General features: G+C 69.9%; 9 protein-coding genes. 7 read left to right on the top strand and 2 right to left on the bottom strand.

All coding sequences use genetic code 11. The annotated features are described in order from the left end of the window. Positions 1 to 6: 6 nt before the first annotated feature. Positions 7 to 1,425, top strand: coding sequence for an FAD-dependent oxidoreductase (locus ACGFI9_RS36740; protein WP_393185627.1), 1,419 nt, complete (start codon positions 7 to 9; stop codon positions 1,423 to 1,425). Beyond that, positions 1,425 to 2,729 (top strand): MFS transporter, encoded by a 1,305-nt coding sequence (locus ACGFI9_RS36735; RefSeq protein WP_393185625.1) that lies wholly within the window; start codon positions 1,425 to 1,427, stop codon positions 2,727 to 2,729. Before ACGFI9_RS36740 ends, ACGFI9_RS36735 begins: the two co-directional genes overlap by 1 nt. Positions 2,730 to 3,665: 936 nt before the next feature. Here the strand turns inward: ACGFI9_RS36735 and ACGFI9_RS36730 are convergent. Further along, positions 3,666 to 5,435: a hypothetical protein gene (locus ACGFI9_RS36730; protein WP_393185623.1), complete on the bottom strand. Its 1,770-nt coding sequence runs from the start codon at positions 5,433 to 5,435 to the stop codon at positions 3,666 to 3,668. A 137-nt stretch (positions 5,436 to 5,572) separates the two neighbouring features. Between ACGFI9_RS36730 and ACGFI9_RS36725 the strand changes: the two genes are divergently transcribed. From ACGFI9_RS36725 to ACGFI9_RS36710, 4 genes are all read left to right on the top strand, one after another. Continuing rightward, entirely contained in the window at positions 5,573 to 5,959 is a 387-nt protein-coding gene (locus ACGFI9_RS36725; protein ID WP_393185621.1) for a hypothetical protein, read from the top strand. A 540-nt stretch (positions 5,960 to 6,499) separates the two neighbouring features. Continuing rightward, a complete protein-coding gene (locus ACGFI9_RS36720) occupies positions 6,500 to 8,938 on the top strand; it encodes a glycosyl hydrolase (protein WP_393185619.1) in 2,439 nt (812 codons plus the stop codon). Between the two features lie 366 nt (positions 8,939 to 9,304). Beyond that, the gene (locus ACGFI9_RS36715; RefSeq protein WP_393185617.1) at positions 9,305 to 10,927 is read left to right on the top strand and encodes a hypothetical protein; all 1,623 of its coding nucleotides are present in this window, start codon (positions 9,305 to 9,307) and stop codon (positions 10,925 to 10,927) included. Between the two features lie 76 nt (positions 10,928 to 11,003). Continuing rightward, positions 11,004 to 11,423: a carboxypeptidase-like regulatory domain-containing protein gene (locus tag ACGFI9_RS36710; protein ID WP_393185615.1), complete on the top strand. Its 420-nt coding sequence runs from the start codon at positions 11,004 to 11,006 to the stop codon at positions 11,421 to 11,423. A gap of 34 nt (positions 11,424 to 11,457) precedes the next feature. On the opposite strand, the gene ACGFI9_RS36705 is transcribed toward ACGFI9_RS36710, so the two are convergent. After that, positions 11,458 to 13,473 (bottom strand): multicopper oxidase family protein, encoded by a 2,016-nt coding sequence (locus ACGFI9_RS36705; protein ID WP_393185613.1) that lies wholly within the window; start codon positions 13,471 to 13,473, stop codon positions 11,458 to 11,460. Between the two features lie 231 nt (positions 13,474 to 13,704). Between ACGFI9_RS36705 and ACGFI9_RS36700 the strand changes: the two genes are divergently transcribed. Then, positions 13,705 to 14,196 (top strand): hypothetical protein, encoded by a 492-nt coding sequence (locus ACGFI9_RS36700; protein WP_393185611.1) that lies wholly within the window; start codon positions 13,705 to 13,707, stop codon positions 14,194 to 14,196. Positions 14,197 to 14,286: the final 90 nt, after the last annotated feature.

Here is a 14,286-nt window from a genome sequence, read left to right as displayed (position 1 = left end):
TTTCCGATGAGCGTCCTGGACGAGCTGCCCGTGGTGGTAATCGGCGCGGGCCCGGTGGGTCTGGCCGCCGCCGCCCACCTGCACGAGCGTGGCCTGCCCTTCCTCGTTCTAGAGGCCGGCGACACCGCCGGCGCGGCCGTGCGGCAGTGGGGGCACGTGCGGGTGTTCTCCCCGTGGCGCTACGACGTGGACCCGGCCGCCCGCCGACTGCTCGACGACGCCGGCTGGGTCGCCCCGGCCGAGGACGCCCTGCCCACCGGCGCGGACCTCGTCGCGGACTACCTCCAGCCCCTGGCGGAGCTGCCGCAGCTCAAGCCCCACCTGCGCTACGGCGCCCGGGTGGAGGTGATCAGCCGCCTCGGCCTGGACCGGCTGCGCACCGCCGGCCGCGAGCAGACGCCGTTCCTGATCCGCCTCGCCGACGGCGACGAGCTGCTGGCCCGGGCCGTCATCGACGCCTCCGGCACCTGGGGCACCCCCAACGTCCTCGGCGCCTCCGGCCTGCCCGCCCGGGGCGAGAAGGAAGCCACCTCGTACCTGGAACACGCCCTGCCAGACGTGCTCGGCGCGGACCGGGACCGCTTCGCCGGCCGGCACACCCTCGTCGTCGGCGCCGGCCACTCCGCCGCGAACACCCTGCTCTCCCTGGCGGAGCTGGCCGCCGCCGAGCCGGGCACGGAGGTGACCTGGGCGATCCGCTCCGCGTCCCCGGCCCGCACCTACGGCGGCGGCGACGCCGACGCGCTGCCCGCCCGCGGCGCGCTCGGCTCCCGCCTGCGGGAGCATGTCGACGCCGGCCGGATCCGGCTGCTCACCGGCTTCTCCGTCCACGCGCTCACCCCGACCGACGGCCGGGTCGCCGTGGTCGTCCGGCACGCCGACGGCGGTGAGGAGTCGATCGTGGTGGACCGGATCGTCGCCGCCACCGGCTTCCGCCCCGACCACTCCATCGCCGCCGAGCTGCGCCTCGACCTCGACCCCGTCATGGGCGCCACCCGGGCGCTCGCACCGCTGATCGACCCGAACGAGCACTCCTGCGGCACCGTGCCCCCGCACGGCGTCGACGAACTCGCTCACCCGGAGGCCGGCTACTACGCCGTCGGCATGAAGAGCTACGGCCGGGCGCCAACCTTCCTCATGGCCACCGGCTACGAACAGGTCCGCTCCGTCGTCGCCGCCCTCGCCGGCGACTGGGACGCCGCCCGCGACGTCCAGCTCGACCTGCCCGAAACCGGCGTCTGCAACAGCAACCCCGCCGACTCCACCGGCACCGACAGCTGCTGCGGACCGGCCCCGGCGGCGGAGACGGCCGGCAAGGGCCTGGCCACCGGCATCTCCGGCGGCCTGCTGTCCACGCCGCTGAACCTCATCAGCCTCGACGTCGCACCCGCCGGCGGCCAGACTGGCGGCTGCTGCGGCAGCTGATGACCACCAACCTCACCACGGTGCCCGCCGGCCGACAGGCCGGCGGGCACCACGCCCACCGCCGGCGCATCGTCGCCGCCCTCGCCATCACCACCACCATCGGCTACGGCACCCTCTACTACGCCTACGCGGTTCTGCTCCACCCGATCGCGGCCACGCTCGGCGCCTCCGCCACCGCTGTCACCGGCGCACTCACCGCCTCGGTCCTCGCCGGCGCTCTCATGGCTATCCCCGTCGGCCGGTGGCTCGACCACCACGGCGGACGCGCCCTCATGACCACCGGCTCCGTCACCGCCACGGTCCTGCTGATCGCCTGGTCCCAAGTCCAGACCGTCTGGCAGCTCTACGCCGTCATGATCGGCATCGGAATCACCGGCGCGATGGTCCTCTACGAGCCCGCCTTCGCCGTCATCGTCACCTGGTTCACCCCCGAGCGGCGCGCCACCGCGCTGCTCGCCGTCACCATCGTCGCCGGCTTCGCCAGCACCATCTTCATGCCGCTCACCGGCTTCCTCGACGCACACCTCGGCTGGCGCGGCACCCTGCTCGTCCTCGCCGCCATCCACGGCGCGGTGACCGTGCCCCTGCACGCCCTCACCATCCGCAAACCTCCGGCCCCGCCGGCCGCGTTCTCGGCGCCGCCGAACCGGCAGGACAACAGGCAGCGCACATCTGTCGCTCGCACCGCCATGCGCGAGGCCAGGTTCTGGATCCTCGCAGGCACCTTCACGGCCCACGGCGCGGCCACCAGCACCATGACGGTCCACATCGTCGGTTACCTCGCCAGCCGGGGCCACCCGGCCACTTTCGCGGCCTCCGTCGCCGGCCTGCTCGGTGTCCTGTCCGTCACCGGACGCCTTGTGCTGACCGCCGCCCGCCGTCGGCTGGCCGTGACCACCATCGTCGCCGCTGTCTTCGCCACGCAGGCCCTCGCCGTCCTCACCATGCCCGCGCTCGCTGGCACTCCTATCGGCGCGATCGTCACGGTCACCGGCTTCGGACTCGGGTTCGGCATCGCCAGCCTCGCCACCCCAGCCCTGCTCGCCGACCGCTACGGCACCACCGCCTACGCCACCATCGCCGGACGGCTCGCCGCCTGCGTCACCATCGCCAAAGCCACCGCACCGCTGGTCGCCGCCACCGTCCTCGCCCACGAGGATTACGACGTGCTGCTCGGAGTCGTTGCGTCCGCGTGCTTTCTTGCGGCGATCGGCATGCTGATCAAGCGGGGGAGTAGGACCCCCAACCTCCGGCAGCCGCGCGGAGCAGGCCTGACCGGCCAAGTAGCGGACCGGTCGGGCTGAGGTAACAAGCTTGCTCCCCTGGCCCATGGTGGATCGATATTCGAGGTGCAAGGAGGAGCATTCGACCGCGCCGGTCCCCAACCGAATTCCCGGAGTCTCGCTGCAGTTGACAACAGGCACGGTCGGTGAGAAAGGGGGGACGGGCGCAGGCGGCCAGCCAACGCCCTAACCTCCTAGCATGCTTTAGAGGGAGGGGTATGTGTCGCGCTGACTGGCGGTGGCGTCGCCGTAGATCAGCTCTCGGAAGAGCGGGTGGGTGAAGCGGACTGCGCCGTCGGCGGAAACCTCAATGAGCCTGGTTCGCTCCGCGGCGTCGAGTGCCGTCGGGCGGAAGGATGCCGCATCGCCGCAGTTGGTCTAGTGTCGGTCGGCTCATCATCGCGGCATGCAGCAGGCATGCCCGGGTGGCTCGTCCAGCCCCTGCAGTCGCTGTGCCAGCAATGGCCGCAGCTTGCCTGGCACGGGCAACGGCACGTGCGGGGCGGCGGTCGCACCGTCCCTGAGCAGAGCTCGGCCGGCAAGTGTACGCCGCCGCAGTCGGTGACCATCTCGGTTATCGCGAAGCGGCTCAGTGGCGGCACCCGCACCGGCTTGAGGGTTTCCGAGAGCAAGCGCAAGGCCACCGGGTCATCACCATCGGTGCGTTCGGCTGCGAGTATCGCGACGTGCACGGTGTCGAGCCGGCGGCGGAACAGCTCGGCTAGGCGGCCCTACCACCGCAGTCAGTAGCCACGCCGCCGGCCGGGGCGGCGTAGGCCGGCACGCGGGCCCGACGCTTCGATGCGTCGCGGCCCGAGCGACAGACCCACCGCGGTGGTGCCGTCAACGAGCCAAGGTGTCCGGGTTTCCGTGCTGCTGTCGCTGTCTGGTGCCGCCGGGGCAACGTTCCGCGAGCCTGGGCGGGCGGCCGGGTGGCCGCCCGCCCGATGGTGTCGGTCAGCAGCCGGGGAGGCGGAAGCTGGCGATGCGGGTCTGCCAGCCGTTGCCGTTGGGCGCTTGGGCGGCCCCGGCCTGGGTGTAGTACTCGTTGACGTACCAGAAGGTGCAGTCGTCGACCGGGTCGACGTTCATCGAGCTGTAGTCGCCCCAGCGCGAGTTGAGGCTGGTCTGCGCAGCGGTGCCGTTGACGATGGTGGCCTCGCCGAGGGTGAGCTGGCCGCGCCGGTCGCCCGCGAGGCGGCCAGTGTAGCGGATGCCGGGGTAGACGTCGGTGCCGTTGACCACGCTGTAGCCGAGGGCGATGTTGCCTTTGCGGTCCTGGGCGATGCTGGCCATCCAGCGGTTGACGGTGTCGTTGGGGGCGAAGGTGCCTTCCTGGTGGATGGTGTAGTTGTTGCGCTTGTCGCGGCGCAGCTCCCACCAGCGGACGCCGGCCTGCCCGGGCAGCGCCTCGACGGACTGGTTGGTGACCATGGACTCGTACGAACCGAAGTCGCGGTACGCGAGGCGCCAAGTGGGCCGCTGCCGGTAGGAGAGGATGTCGAGGTACTGGTCGCGGTTGGTGATGCCGGGTTGGGGCAGGCAGTCGCGGGCGGTCGGCTGGCAGGGGAAGACCGAGTCGAAGCCGGCAGTGGGGAGCTGGGTCTTGAGCCCGATGGAGGCGGTGGGGGCCGCGTTCCAGGTGACGTTGAACTCCCAGACGTTCACGGCGTCGAAGGTCGCGCCGTAGCCAGCGCCGTCGTCCTGCGTGCCGACAATCGGCGCGGGCGAGCCGGCCGGGGGCGGCTTCGGTCCGTCCGCGTCGGCGGGCAGCAGGCCGTCGCCGATGAGGTTCAACGGAACCTTGCCGTCCTGGAGCAGGAAGCTCACCGCCCGGGCGTTCGGGTCGCCGGCGATCATCCGGTCCCGTTCAAGGCCGTAGACCCCGATCCCGTAGACCGACGGGTCGACGGTGCCAAACTCGCGGGTGGTGATCAGGTAGGAGTCGCCCCAGATCCCGTACTTCGGGTAGTCGGGGAAGTTGTAGCCGGTGTTGAACGCGTACCGGTAGTAGGAGCCGGTCGGGTCGCCGGTGGTGGAGATGGCGACGCAGTTGTAGAAGAGGTTGGCCGGCTCGTTCGGGTAGTCCGAGCCGCGGGTGGTGAACTGGGTGAGGATCCAGCGGTCGGCCCGTTGGTCGTAGAGCACGACCGGGTCCCCGGAGTGCTCGGTGCACTCGTCGACGGCGAAGCCGGCCCACAGGTCGCCGAGCGCGAGGGGGCCGAGCAGCAGCCGGCCGGTCTTGGAGTAGACGCCGAAGACGAGGTTGACCATCTCGACGTAGTGGTTCGGGCCAACGTCGCCGATCGGATCGGGTGGGTTGACCCGGCCGCCCAGCACGGTGAAGTTGTCCTGATTGCTGAGGCCCTCGAAGTTCGCGGTGGTGCCGCCGATGGTGCGCGCCGGCTTCGTGGCCTGGACCGCGTCGTCGGGGGTGTGGCCACGGTCGGTCAGCCGCAGGCCGCGCTCCTCAGGCAACTGCGGCGGCGTGGGCGCCACCGCGAGTCGGGCGGCGCGGGCGACCTCGCGTAGGGGCGCGGTGACGTCGAAGGCGGCGGGCTTGCTGAAGGTGGGCTGTCCGGCCGCGGGTGCCGGGTCCGGTTGCGCCTGGGCTGTGTGGGTGGGCGCGAGCAGGCTGGCCAGGAGTACGCCGACTCCCAGGGCCGCGAGGCGTCGGATCCGTCGTCGTTGACTTCCGTCGATCACGTGGTCCTCCCGTCGATCCACTGTGGTAGATCCTTTGGGAAACCCTAGGGGGTGATCGTGGCCAGCCCGTCGCGTGAGTCGCGTCTGGAGGCTAGCGCGGGAAGTGACATTCCGCCGGTGACCCAGGGTGATCAGCGCGCGCCATACACTGACGGTGCGTGTTCGGCCGGACATCCGTCGACAAGGGCATCCATACCGACGATCAGCCGGGCGTCGCTGTCCAGGTTGTAGAGCCACTGTCAGCCGCGGGCGTCGTCGGTGGCGGTTTCGGCCGGGCTGAGGGGAGGTCGTGCCGCCAGAACGATTTGCCGCCGGCCACCCACCGCTCGCTCGCGCCGCTCGCGGACGTTCTTCGAACCGCGGAAGCGCGGAACGGCGCGGTGAAGCGGGCGGTGATGTCCGGTACGGGTGACGTCGAAGAAGGCGCGGTGGAGCCGGCGCTGTACCGGCAGTTGGCGCCAGAGCGCCAGGGAGACTGCTCGTCGAGGATCTGGCGGCCGTTGCGCGGGTTGACGATGTCGCCCCGTCGCCGCCGAACGGGCTGACTGTCTTCCGCGCCCCGCCGCGCAGCAGCGACCCGCTGTTGTCTTGCGGGCCGCCCGCCGCGGCCCAGCCGCGACCGATGGGGTCACCTGTGCTGATGGAGCACTGCGGGGTGCGCAGGGTGGCGTTGTGGTTGGTCCAGTCGGTTGCGTGGCCGTACGCGTCCTTCTTACTGGCCGCCGGCGCGAGCGGGAGTAGACGACGCCGTCGTTGCCGACCAGGACGGTGCCGCCGGAGCTGGCGATGGAGTGCTGGTCGGCATGGGTGGTGGACGGGCAGCCGCCCGACGATACGCGGCGGCACCGGTGTAGCTGGTGGCGCCGGTGTTCACCTCACGCGTACTACCAGGCCCGGAGCTCCTTCAGCCAGCCGCCGCCGGCCGGCAGGACCCGATCCACTCCTACATCTGCACTGCTCGATCAGGTGACCGTTCCGGCATGTGATTAATGTGATCGATGTCTTGTCAGACCTAGCCTCTGATGGGGAACTGCGCGCGGACCGGTGACGTGCATTTCCTGAGACCGGCGAAAGAGGTGAGTGAGATGAGACCAAGAATTGCCATGCTCGCGGCGGCTGTTCTGCTGGCAGTCTTCGGCGCTGCCGTGCCGTCCACGTTGGCAGCCGCAACCGAGTCGGACGACCCGGACAACATTGTCGCGTGCGACGCCGACGATCCGGACTTCGGGACGAACTGCGAGGACGCGGAGGAGGAGGAGTCGGAGCTGCGCGACGTCTATCTCGACTCCCGACAGGTACCGGGCGACGTCATCACGCCCGGCGACCTCGAACTGGCCGCGCAGCAGGCCGCGGCGATTCCGTCGGAGTTACACGGGCTCGCCGACCCGAACTGGTCCCTCGTCGGACCGTCGAACGTCGGCGGGCGGGTGACCGACATCGCGCCCGACACGACGCAGCCCGGCCGGGTCTACGTGGGCGTGTCCACGGCAGGTGTCTGGCGCAGCGACGACGCCGGCGCCAGCATGACCAACGCGTGGCCGGACGACTTCCCGCAATCGATCGGCGCGGTGACGGTCGCGCCGAACGGCGATGTCTGGGTCGGAACGGGCGAGGTCAACCCCGGCGGCGGCAGTCTGAGCTACGGCGGCGACGGGCTCTACCGGTCGACCGACCACGGAGCCACCTGGACCCGCATCGGGCTGCAGGGATCCAGCACCATCGGCGCTATCCGCTTCAACCCGCAGAACCCGAACATCGTGTACGTCGCCGCCGGCGGCTCGCTGTTCGCGCCAGGCGGCGTACGTGGGCTCTACAAGTCGACAGACTACGGCGCCACCTGGACCCGGGTCCTGCAAGGCCTCAACGACTTCACCGGCGCTACCGACATCGCCATGGACCCGAGCAACCCGGACAAACTCTTCGTGCCGATGTGGGACCACCACCGCGAGTCGCTCTGCCGCTGCTACGCCGGACCGGGCACCGGCATCTACCTCACCACCGATGGCGGAGCCACGTGGACCCGGTTGGAGAACGACCGCATCACCTCCTTCACCCCCGGCGACGCGATCGGGCTCGCCTCGACCGACAACCAGACGACGACAGCGCAGGCCCGAATGGCGGTCGCGATCGCGCCGAGCGACCCGAACCGCGTCTACATCACCACCGGCAACTGGAACCAGACCGCAAATGGCGGGGGACAGACGCAACGCGGCTTCCGTGGCTTCTACCGTTCCGACGACGGCGGGGCGACGTTCCGCACGATGACGAACGCCAACCCCGGCGGTGACACGGTGTGGACGTCGAAGACGTGGGTCGACCCGATCAACCCCGACCGAGTGTTCATCGCCGGGGTCAGCCTGCGGCTCTCCCAGAACGGCGGGTCCACCTGGGCGAACGTCGGGAACCTCCACGCCGACCACCATGCGATGGCCTGGGACCCGACAACGCCGAACCGAGTGTACGAGGGCAACGACGGCGGCTTCTACTGGTCGGTCGGAAACGGCGCCAGCGGCACCTGGACCGAGGCGCAGAACGAGCCCTGGACCCAGTTCTACACCACCGACGTCAGCGAACAGGACCCCAGCCGGATCGTCGGTGGCGCCCAGGACAACGGCTGCCTCCGCTCGTGGAACTCGGCCGGCGCCGTCACGGGAGACTGGGGCTCGTACGGCGGGTGCGGCGACGGCCTCTACACACTGATCGACCCGAGCGACCACAACTTCGTGTACGCGTGCTCGCAGTTCGGCAACTGCACGCGCTCGGTGAACGGGGGAAACAACAGCTCGAGTTACACCAACCAGACCGTCTCGCAGCGCCGCAACTGGCAGACGCCCGTCCAGCTGGACCCGAGCGACCCGGCGGTCGTCTACTACGGCGGCAACATCCTCAACCGGTCGACCAACCGGGCACAGACCGGGACCTGGTCGGTGATCAGCCCGAGTCTCAGCAACCCCGAATCGGGCACCGACCCGTCGTACCCGTTCGGCACGATCACCACGGTGGCTGCGGCCAAGTCGAACCCGAACGTCATCTACGCCGGCACCGACGATGGCTGGCTGTGGGGCAGCAAGGACCTCGGCCAGACCTGGACCCGCTTCACCGACCCTGACCTGCCGGATCGCTGGGTCACCCGGGTGGCCATCGACCCGACGAACGAAAACGTGGCGTACGCGACCTACTCCGGGCTGCGCAACGCCGACAACGACGCCCACGTCCTGCGGACCACGGACGGCGGGGCCACTTGGATTGACATCAGCGGCAACCTGCCGACGGCGCCCACCCAGGACATCGTCGTTGACCTGCTCAACGGCAACCGGGTCTTCGTTGCCACGGACCTCGGCGTCTTCACCGCGAACGTGGCCAAGGCGAACAGCCAGAACCCGGACGTGCGGTGGTACCGCCTCGGGCGGGGCCTACCTCGGGTTCCGGTCAACGACCTCGAATACCAGGCGTCGACCAACACGCTGTATGCGGCGACCTACGGGCGCAGCATCTGGAAGCTGCGGCTCGACCGGAACGACTGACGGTGGCCCGGGCGGCTACCTATACGCGGCCACCCACGGTCGTGGCTTCTGAAAGACGCCGCTGAGCCTGCTCTAGCGGGACCGGCGACACCGGTGGCCGGGCGCGCCCGGCCACCGGCGCGCGCCCCGCGGCTACCTTCGGCTAGTGCGGTCGGACCCGGTCAGCATTGGCGGGCATGGTCGTCCTGTCGGCGAGCTCAGCGAAGGGCAGCGGGCAGCATGCCCGTATGAATTTCGGGTGAGAAACTCACGCCGGTCAATTCAGTGACTGTTCGATGACATAGCGTCACGGGAGGTTGAGACTCGGTCCAGCCGCTCGGGTTTCTGAGCCAGCCGGCCAAGACCCGAGGGCTGGGAGGAGATCCAGTGAACCCCACGTCCACCTCGATCAGTCAGCGTCCGGCGTATCGCCGGATCGCGGCGCTCGGTCTACTACTCGTGCTGGTGGCTGCGCCGGCCGTGCCCGCCCAGGCCGCCCCGCCCGCCGTAGACAACAGTGCGGCGGCGGCCGGCAGCGCCGTCGCGTCCTCCGGCGCAGCTACTGCCGGTCGGCGGGGACAGGCCCGCACGCAGACCACACCCCCGACCCTGACCGACCGGCAGGCCGCGACGCGACGTGAGCAGGCCGCCGACCGCGCGCCGGTCGACAAGGGCGCCATCGCGTCACTGCCGCGCGCCAAGGCACTGAACCCGCCGATCACGGCGCCCGGCGCGCCCAGCACCCTCGCCACCACGATTCTGCGGGACTCCGCCATCCCGGCCAGCGGCATCTCGGGCGGGTCGTCGTTCGTCTCGAACACCCAGGAACCGAGCACCGACGCCAACGGCGGCAACATCTTCCAGACCGGCAACTGGTACGCCACCCGGTCCACGAACAACGGCGCCACGTGGTCCGCGCTGGACCCGTTCACCATCTTCGGCAGCGGCTTCTGCTGTGACCAGGTGACCCAGTACGACCCGATCCGCGGCCGGCAGTTCTGGCTGTTGCAGTACAGCGACCACCTGGTGCTGGCAAACGCCTCGGCCGCCGGCGCGGGCGCCTTCACCAGCTGGTGCTGGTACACCATCACGCCGTCCTGGTTCGGTCAGCCGTCCACCACATCAATCGACTACAACGACATGACAATCGGCAACAACTACGTCTACATCTCTTCCAACCTGTTCCCGTCCGGCGGCGGCTCAGCTTCCGGCATCATCCGCCTTCCCGCCGCGGCGATGAGTACCTGCGGTGGGTTCAGCTACAACTACCTGACCCGGACCGACAACTTCACCTTCAAGCTGACCCCCGGCTCGACGGACACGCTGTTCTGGGGCAGCAACTGGGGCCAGACCAACGGCTCGTCGTTCCGTGTCTTCGCCTGGGCGGAGAGCTCCACCTCGTACTCCTGGTGGGACCGCACCGTCGCCTCGTACGGCTTCTTCACCCGCAACAGCGGACAGAACTGCGCCAGCGCCAACGGGGTGGTGACCAACTGGTGCGCGTTCGCCGACTCGCGGACCCTGGGCGCGTACCGGGCCGCGGGGGTACTCGGCTTCTCGTTCAACGCCCGGCAGGACGGCAGCCACCCGTTCCCGTACACCCGGATCGTCTGGTTCAACGAGTCGACCAAGGCCTACCTCGGCGCCGGCGACGTCTGGGGCAGTTGGGGCGCGATCCAGTTCATGTCCCTGGCACCCAACAACGCCGGCCGGGTCGGCGGCGTGTTCGCCTGGGGCGGCGGCACCGGCACCACCGCGTACTACCCCGGCGGAGCCGCGTACACGACCGGCGCCACCACCATCGAGAACAACTCGAACTTCTTCCTCTGGGGGCAGGGCAATACCTGCACCGCCGCCGGCGGCATCCCCCGGTTCGGTGACTACCTGACCGCCCGCACCTACAAGGCCAACCCGTCGACCTGGATCGCCGCCGCCTACGCCTTCAAGGGCGGCAACTGCGGCTCGCCCGGCGTGTACTCCGAACCCCACAACATCAACTTCTCCGGCTGACTCCGCTCCGGTGGTGGGACGCCGACTCGGCGGCCCACCACCGGAACCATGACGGTCCGGACACCGTCCTACCGGCATGCGCCACCCACCACTCGCCCTGGCGGTAGTCGTGACAGCAATCATGCTGGTCGGCTGTGCGCGCGACGGCTCGCCCGGCGCAGCCCCGCAAGCCAGCGTGACATCGAGCGACTCGGGCATCGAGGGTCGCACGATGGTCGACGGCGGCTGCCCCGTGATCAGGGACAACTCCCCATGCCCGGACCAGCCGCTGCCGGCGCTACTGACCGTGACCCGGCCGGGCTCCGACACCCCGGTCGCCACCGCTACCAGCGGCCCCGACGGTCGGTTCCGCCTCCCACTGGCGCCCGGCGACTACGTCCTGCACCCCAGCAACCTCACCGGCGGCATCCACCCGGCCGCGGTCCCGATCGACATCCGGGTGACCTCCGGCGGCTACACGACGATCACCGTGCCGTTCGACTCCGGCATCAGATAACGGCGAACGGACGTAGCTCGAGCGCGCAGCAGGGCTATTCCGGGTGGTTGACGGTGCCGGCCCCGGTTTGAAAGGAGCTGGTGACGCCTGCGTAGCCCAGGTGCAGGATCATGCCGTTCGCGGCGTGTTCGAGGTTGTGGCAGTGATCCATCCAAATTCCCGGGTTGTCCGCACGGAACGCCACCCGGTAGGTCTCGCCCGGCCCGACGTCGAGGGTGTCGACCCACCAGGGGCTCCCGCTCGTCGCCCGGCCGTTGCGGTTCAGCACCAGCATGTGGTGGCCGTGCAGGTGCATCGGATGATGCTGGCCGCTGCGGTTGATGTAGGTGACCTCGACCAGATCGCCAGGGGCGACCATGAGCATCGGCACGTCTGGGAACGATGCGCCGTTGAGCGTGTACCGCACCGCCGGTCGGCCATCGTAGAAGCCGAGCCGCTCGTCGACGCGTAGGGTGAAGCGCCGGTCGAAGTCGCTGGTCGCCCCGAACGGGGTACTTGCCGGGGTGCCGTAGCGGGCGGGGTCCAGCAGCGCCGGCGCCGGCCCCTCACGGCCGGGTCCGGCGTTCCCGTCGGGGCTGTAGACGATCGTCGGGCCGTCTGCGCGGAGGACCACTGGCTGGTTGGGCATGGTGAACGCGAGGTCGTAGCGGGCTCCGCCGCCGACGAGGATCCGCACCCGGTCGAGAACCTGTGGTTCGTGTATATCGGTCCCGTCGATCGCAACGACCCGCACCGGGACGCCGGTCAGCGTGAACGTCGCAGGGTTGCCGTCGGTGTTGACCAACCGTAGCCGTACCTGCTGGCCGCCCGTCACCTGCCGTCGCTGCACGCCGGTGGTCACGCCGAGCGTCGCCACGCCGTCCTCGTCGACCCAGGAGTGCCGCAGCACCGTCTCATCGACAGCATCGCTCTGCTCGGGCGTGTCGTTGGGCAGGACCACGAGCGCCCCGAACAGGCCTCGACGGACCTGGACGGAGGACATCTCGTGGGAGTGGTACCAGTATGTGCCGACCTGGATGGCTCGGAACCGGTAGACGAACTGGCCGCCGGGCGCGACGGCGTCCTGGGTCACCCCGGCCACGCCGTCCATCGCGTTGGGCACGTCCACGCCGTGCCAGTGCAGGGTCACTCCCACGCCGGGAAGCCGGTTGACCAGTGTCACCTCGACCAGGTCCCCTTGCCGTGCCCTCAGTTCAGGGCCAGGTGTGATGCCGTTGAACGTCCACGCCTGCACCTGCTGGCCCGAGTCCAGCCCAATTGTGGTTGCCTGCGCGGTCAAGGTGAACCGGCGTGCCGGCACCCCTGCGGTGTCGGTGCCGGTCAACGTGGTCACACTGACGCCGCCGTGGTGGCTGTGGCCGGCCACGCTGCCGCCACCGCCGTCAAGGGCGCCGCCGGTCATACTGTGGCGTGCCGGCAGGTGGCTGGCGGCGGACCATGCGACGAGCACTGCGGCAGCTACCGCGATACCGAGAGCACCCTTGGCCGGGATGTGCCACCAGCGGCCGGCTGACGCCCGGCCTTTCCGGGTTCGTCGCCACGCCGATCCCAGCCCGGCAGCGCCGACTACTGCCACTCCCGTGATCGCGGCGGCGCGCAGACCGGCCAGTTGCGCCGCGCTGGCCACCAGCGTCACACCCAGCGCGGCCGCCACGGCCCAGTAGCCGCCGGGCCATGGGGCTATCCGCCACTCACTGCCGGGCGACTGCAGCATCGGGCGTACCCAGACCCCGAAGGCCGTCGCGACCACCACCAGCGCCGGGGCGACGAACACCAACCTCGGCCCGGCGAAGTCCCACCCATTCCTCAGCAGTAGCAGCGCAGCAGCCAGCCGCAGCACAGCGCCGCCGAGCAAGAGCCCACACAGCAGACCCCACAACCGTGAAGGCACGGAGCCTGCCGAAGCTGGGAGACGCATCACGGCCCAGGCCGCCACCACGGCGACGGGCACCGTCAGCAAGGCGATCACCATGTCGGCGTAGTGCACCCACAGGAACATTGGCCACCCCACTCGACGTGCGAACGGTCCGCGCGCCGCGACCGCTGCCACCGGACCATACCGGCGGGGCAGTCCGACGACACAAGGGTGAGGACGCGAGTGCCCCATGGGGGACACCACCACCGCGGCGGGGTGTCGGGGCCGGCGAGGGAGGCGCCTTCTCCGGCGCCTGCCCATAGCGGCTGCCTGAGCCAGCAGGCGCCCGCGCCGCCGCGTGGGATGGGGCCTGCTCGAATTGCCGGGGCAGCGGCGTCCGGCAGCGGGGTGACAGAGTGAGCGGCGTTGGACTCCTCTGAGCGGCTGGCGAGGCTCCAGCATCTGCTTGCCGGCCTGCCAGGACCCTACGGTAACGAGCACCTGTGGACCTTCATCCGCTTCGCAGGTAGCGAGAACCCGTTCACGGACGTGTTCGCATTCCCGATCGACTGTGGTGTCATCGACTCAGCCAGCTTGTTCGGCAATCCACGCCAGGCACCCCAGAGTGTCGACGAGCTGGCGGCGTGCCTGGCCGAGGTGAATCAGGACATGGCACTTGCCGTCCTAGTGGAATTGACGACGCGGACGCTCGCCTACCGTGCGCAAGGCCGCTACCCAGTTGACAAGGCCCAGGACGTCTTCAAGAAGCTGATCACCCTGTTGGGGCACGGAACACGATGGTGGACGAACACCGATCTGGGCTCCTGGAAGCCGGTCACGCGGCACACCATGGACGCCCTCGTCGTCGGCACCGGCGGCGGGGTGCTCGTCGCGGTGTTGGCGGCAGACGAAGACTAAGGGGGTGTCTCAGATGGACGATGCGGTAGCTGCGGCATGATCTTCGTTTCGTGACAGCGATGCTCGATGACATGGTGCGCACGTGGGCGC

Origin of the sequence: Micromonospora sp. NPDC048930 (genome assembly GCF_043197935.1) — a bacterium.
Taxonomy (GTDB): Bacteria; Actinomycetota; Actinomycetes; order Mycobacteriales; family Micromonosporaceae; genus Micromonospora.
The sequence above is the reverse complement of the archived record's forward strand: the minus strand, read 5'-3'. Positions and strand labels throughout refer to the sequence as shown.

Excerpts from the sequence above, each read along its gene's own strand:
- ACGFI9_RS36740 (WP_393185627.1), top strand. The coding sequence starts at position 7 with ATGAGCGTCCTGGACGAGCTGCCCGTGGTGGTAATCGGCGCGGGCCCG.
- ACGFI9_RS36735 (WP_393185625.1), top strand. The coding sequence starts at position 1,425 with ATGACCACCAACCTCACCACGGTGCCCGCCGGCCGACAGGCCGGCGGG.
- ACGFI9_RS36720 (WP_393185619.1), top strand. The coding sequence starts at position 6,500 with ATGAGACCAAGAATTGCCATGCTCGCGGCGGCTGTTCTGCTGGCAGTC.
- ACGFI9_RS36710 (WP_393185615.1), top strand. The coding sequence starts at position 11,004 with ATGCGCCACCCACCACTCGCCCTGGCGGTAGTCGTGACAGCAATCATG.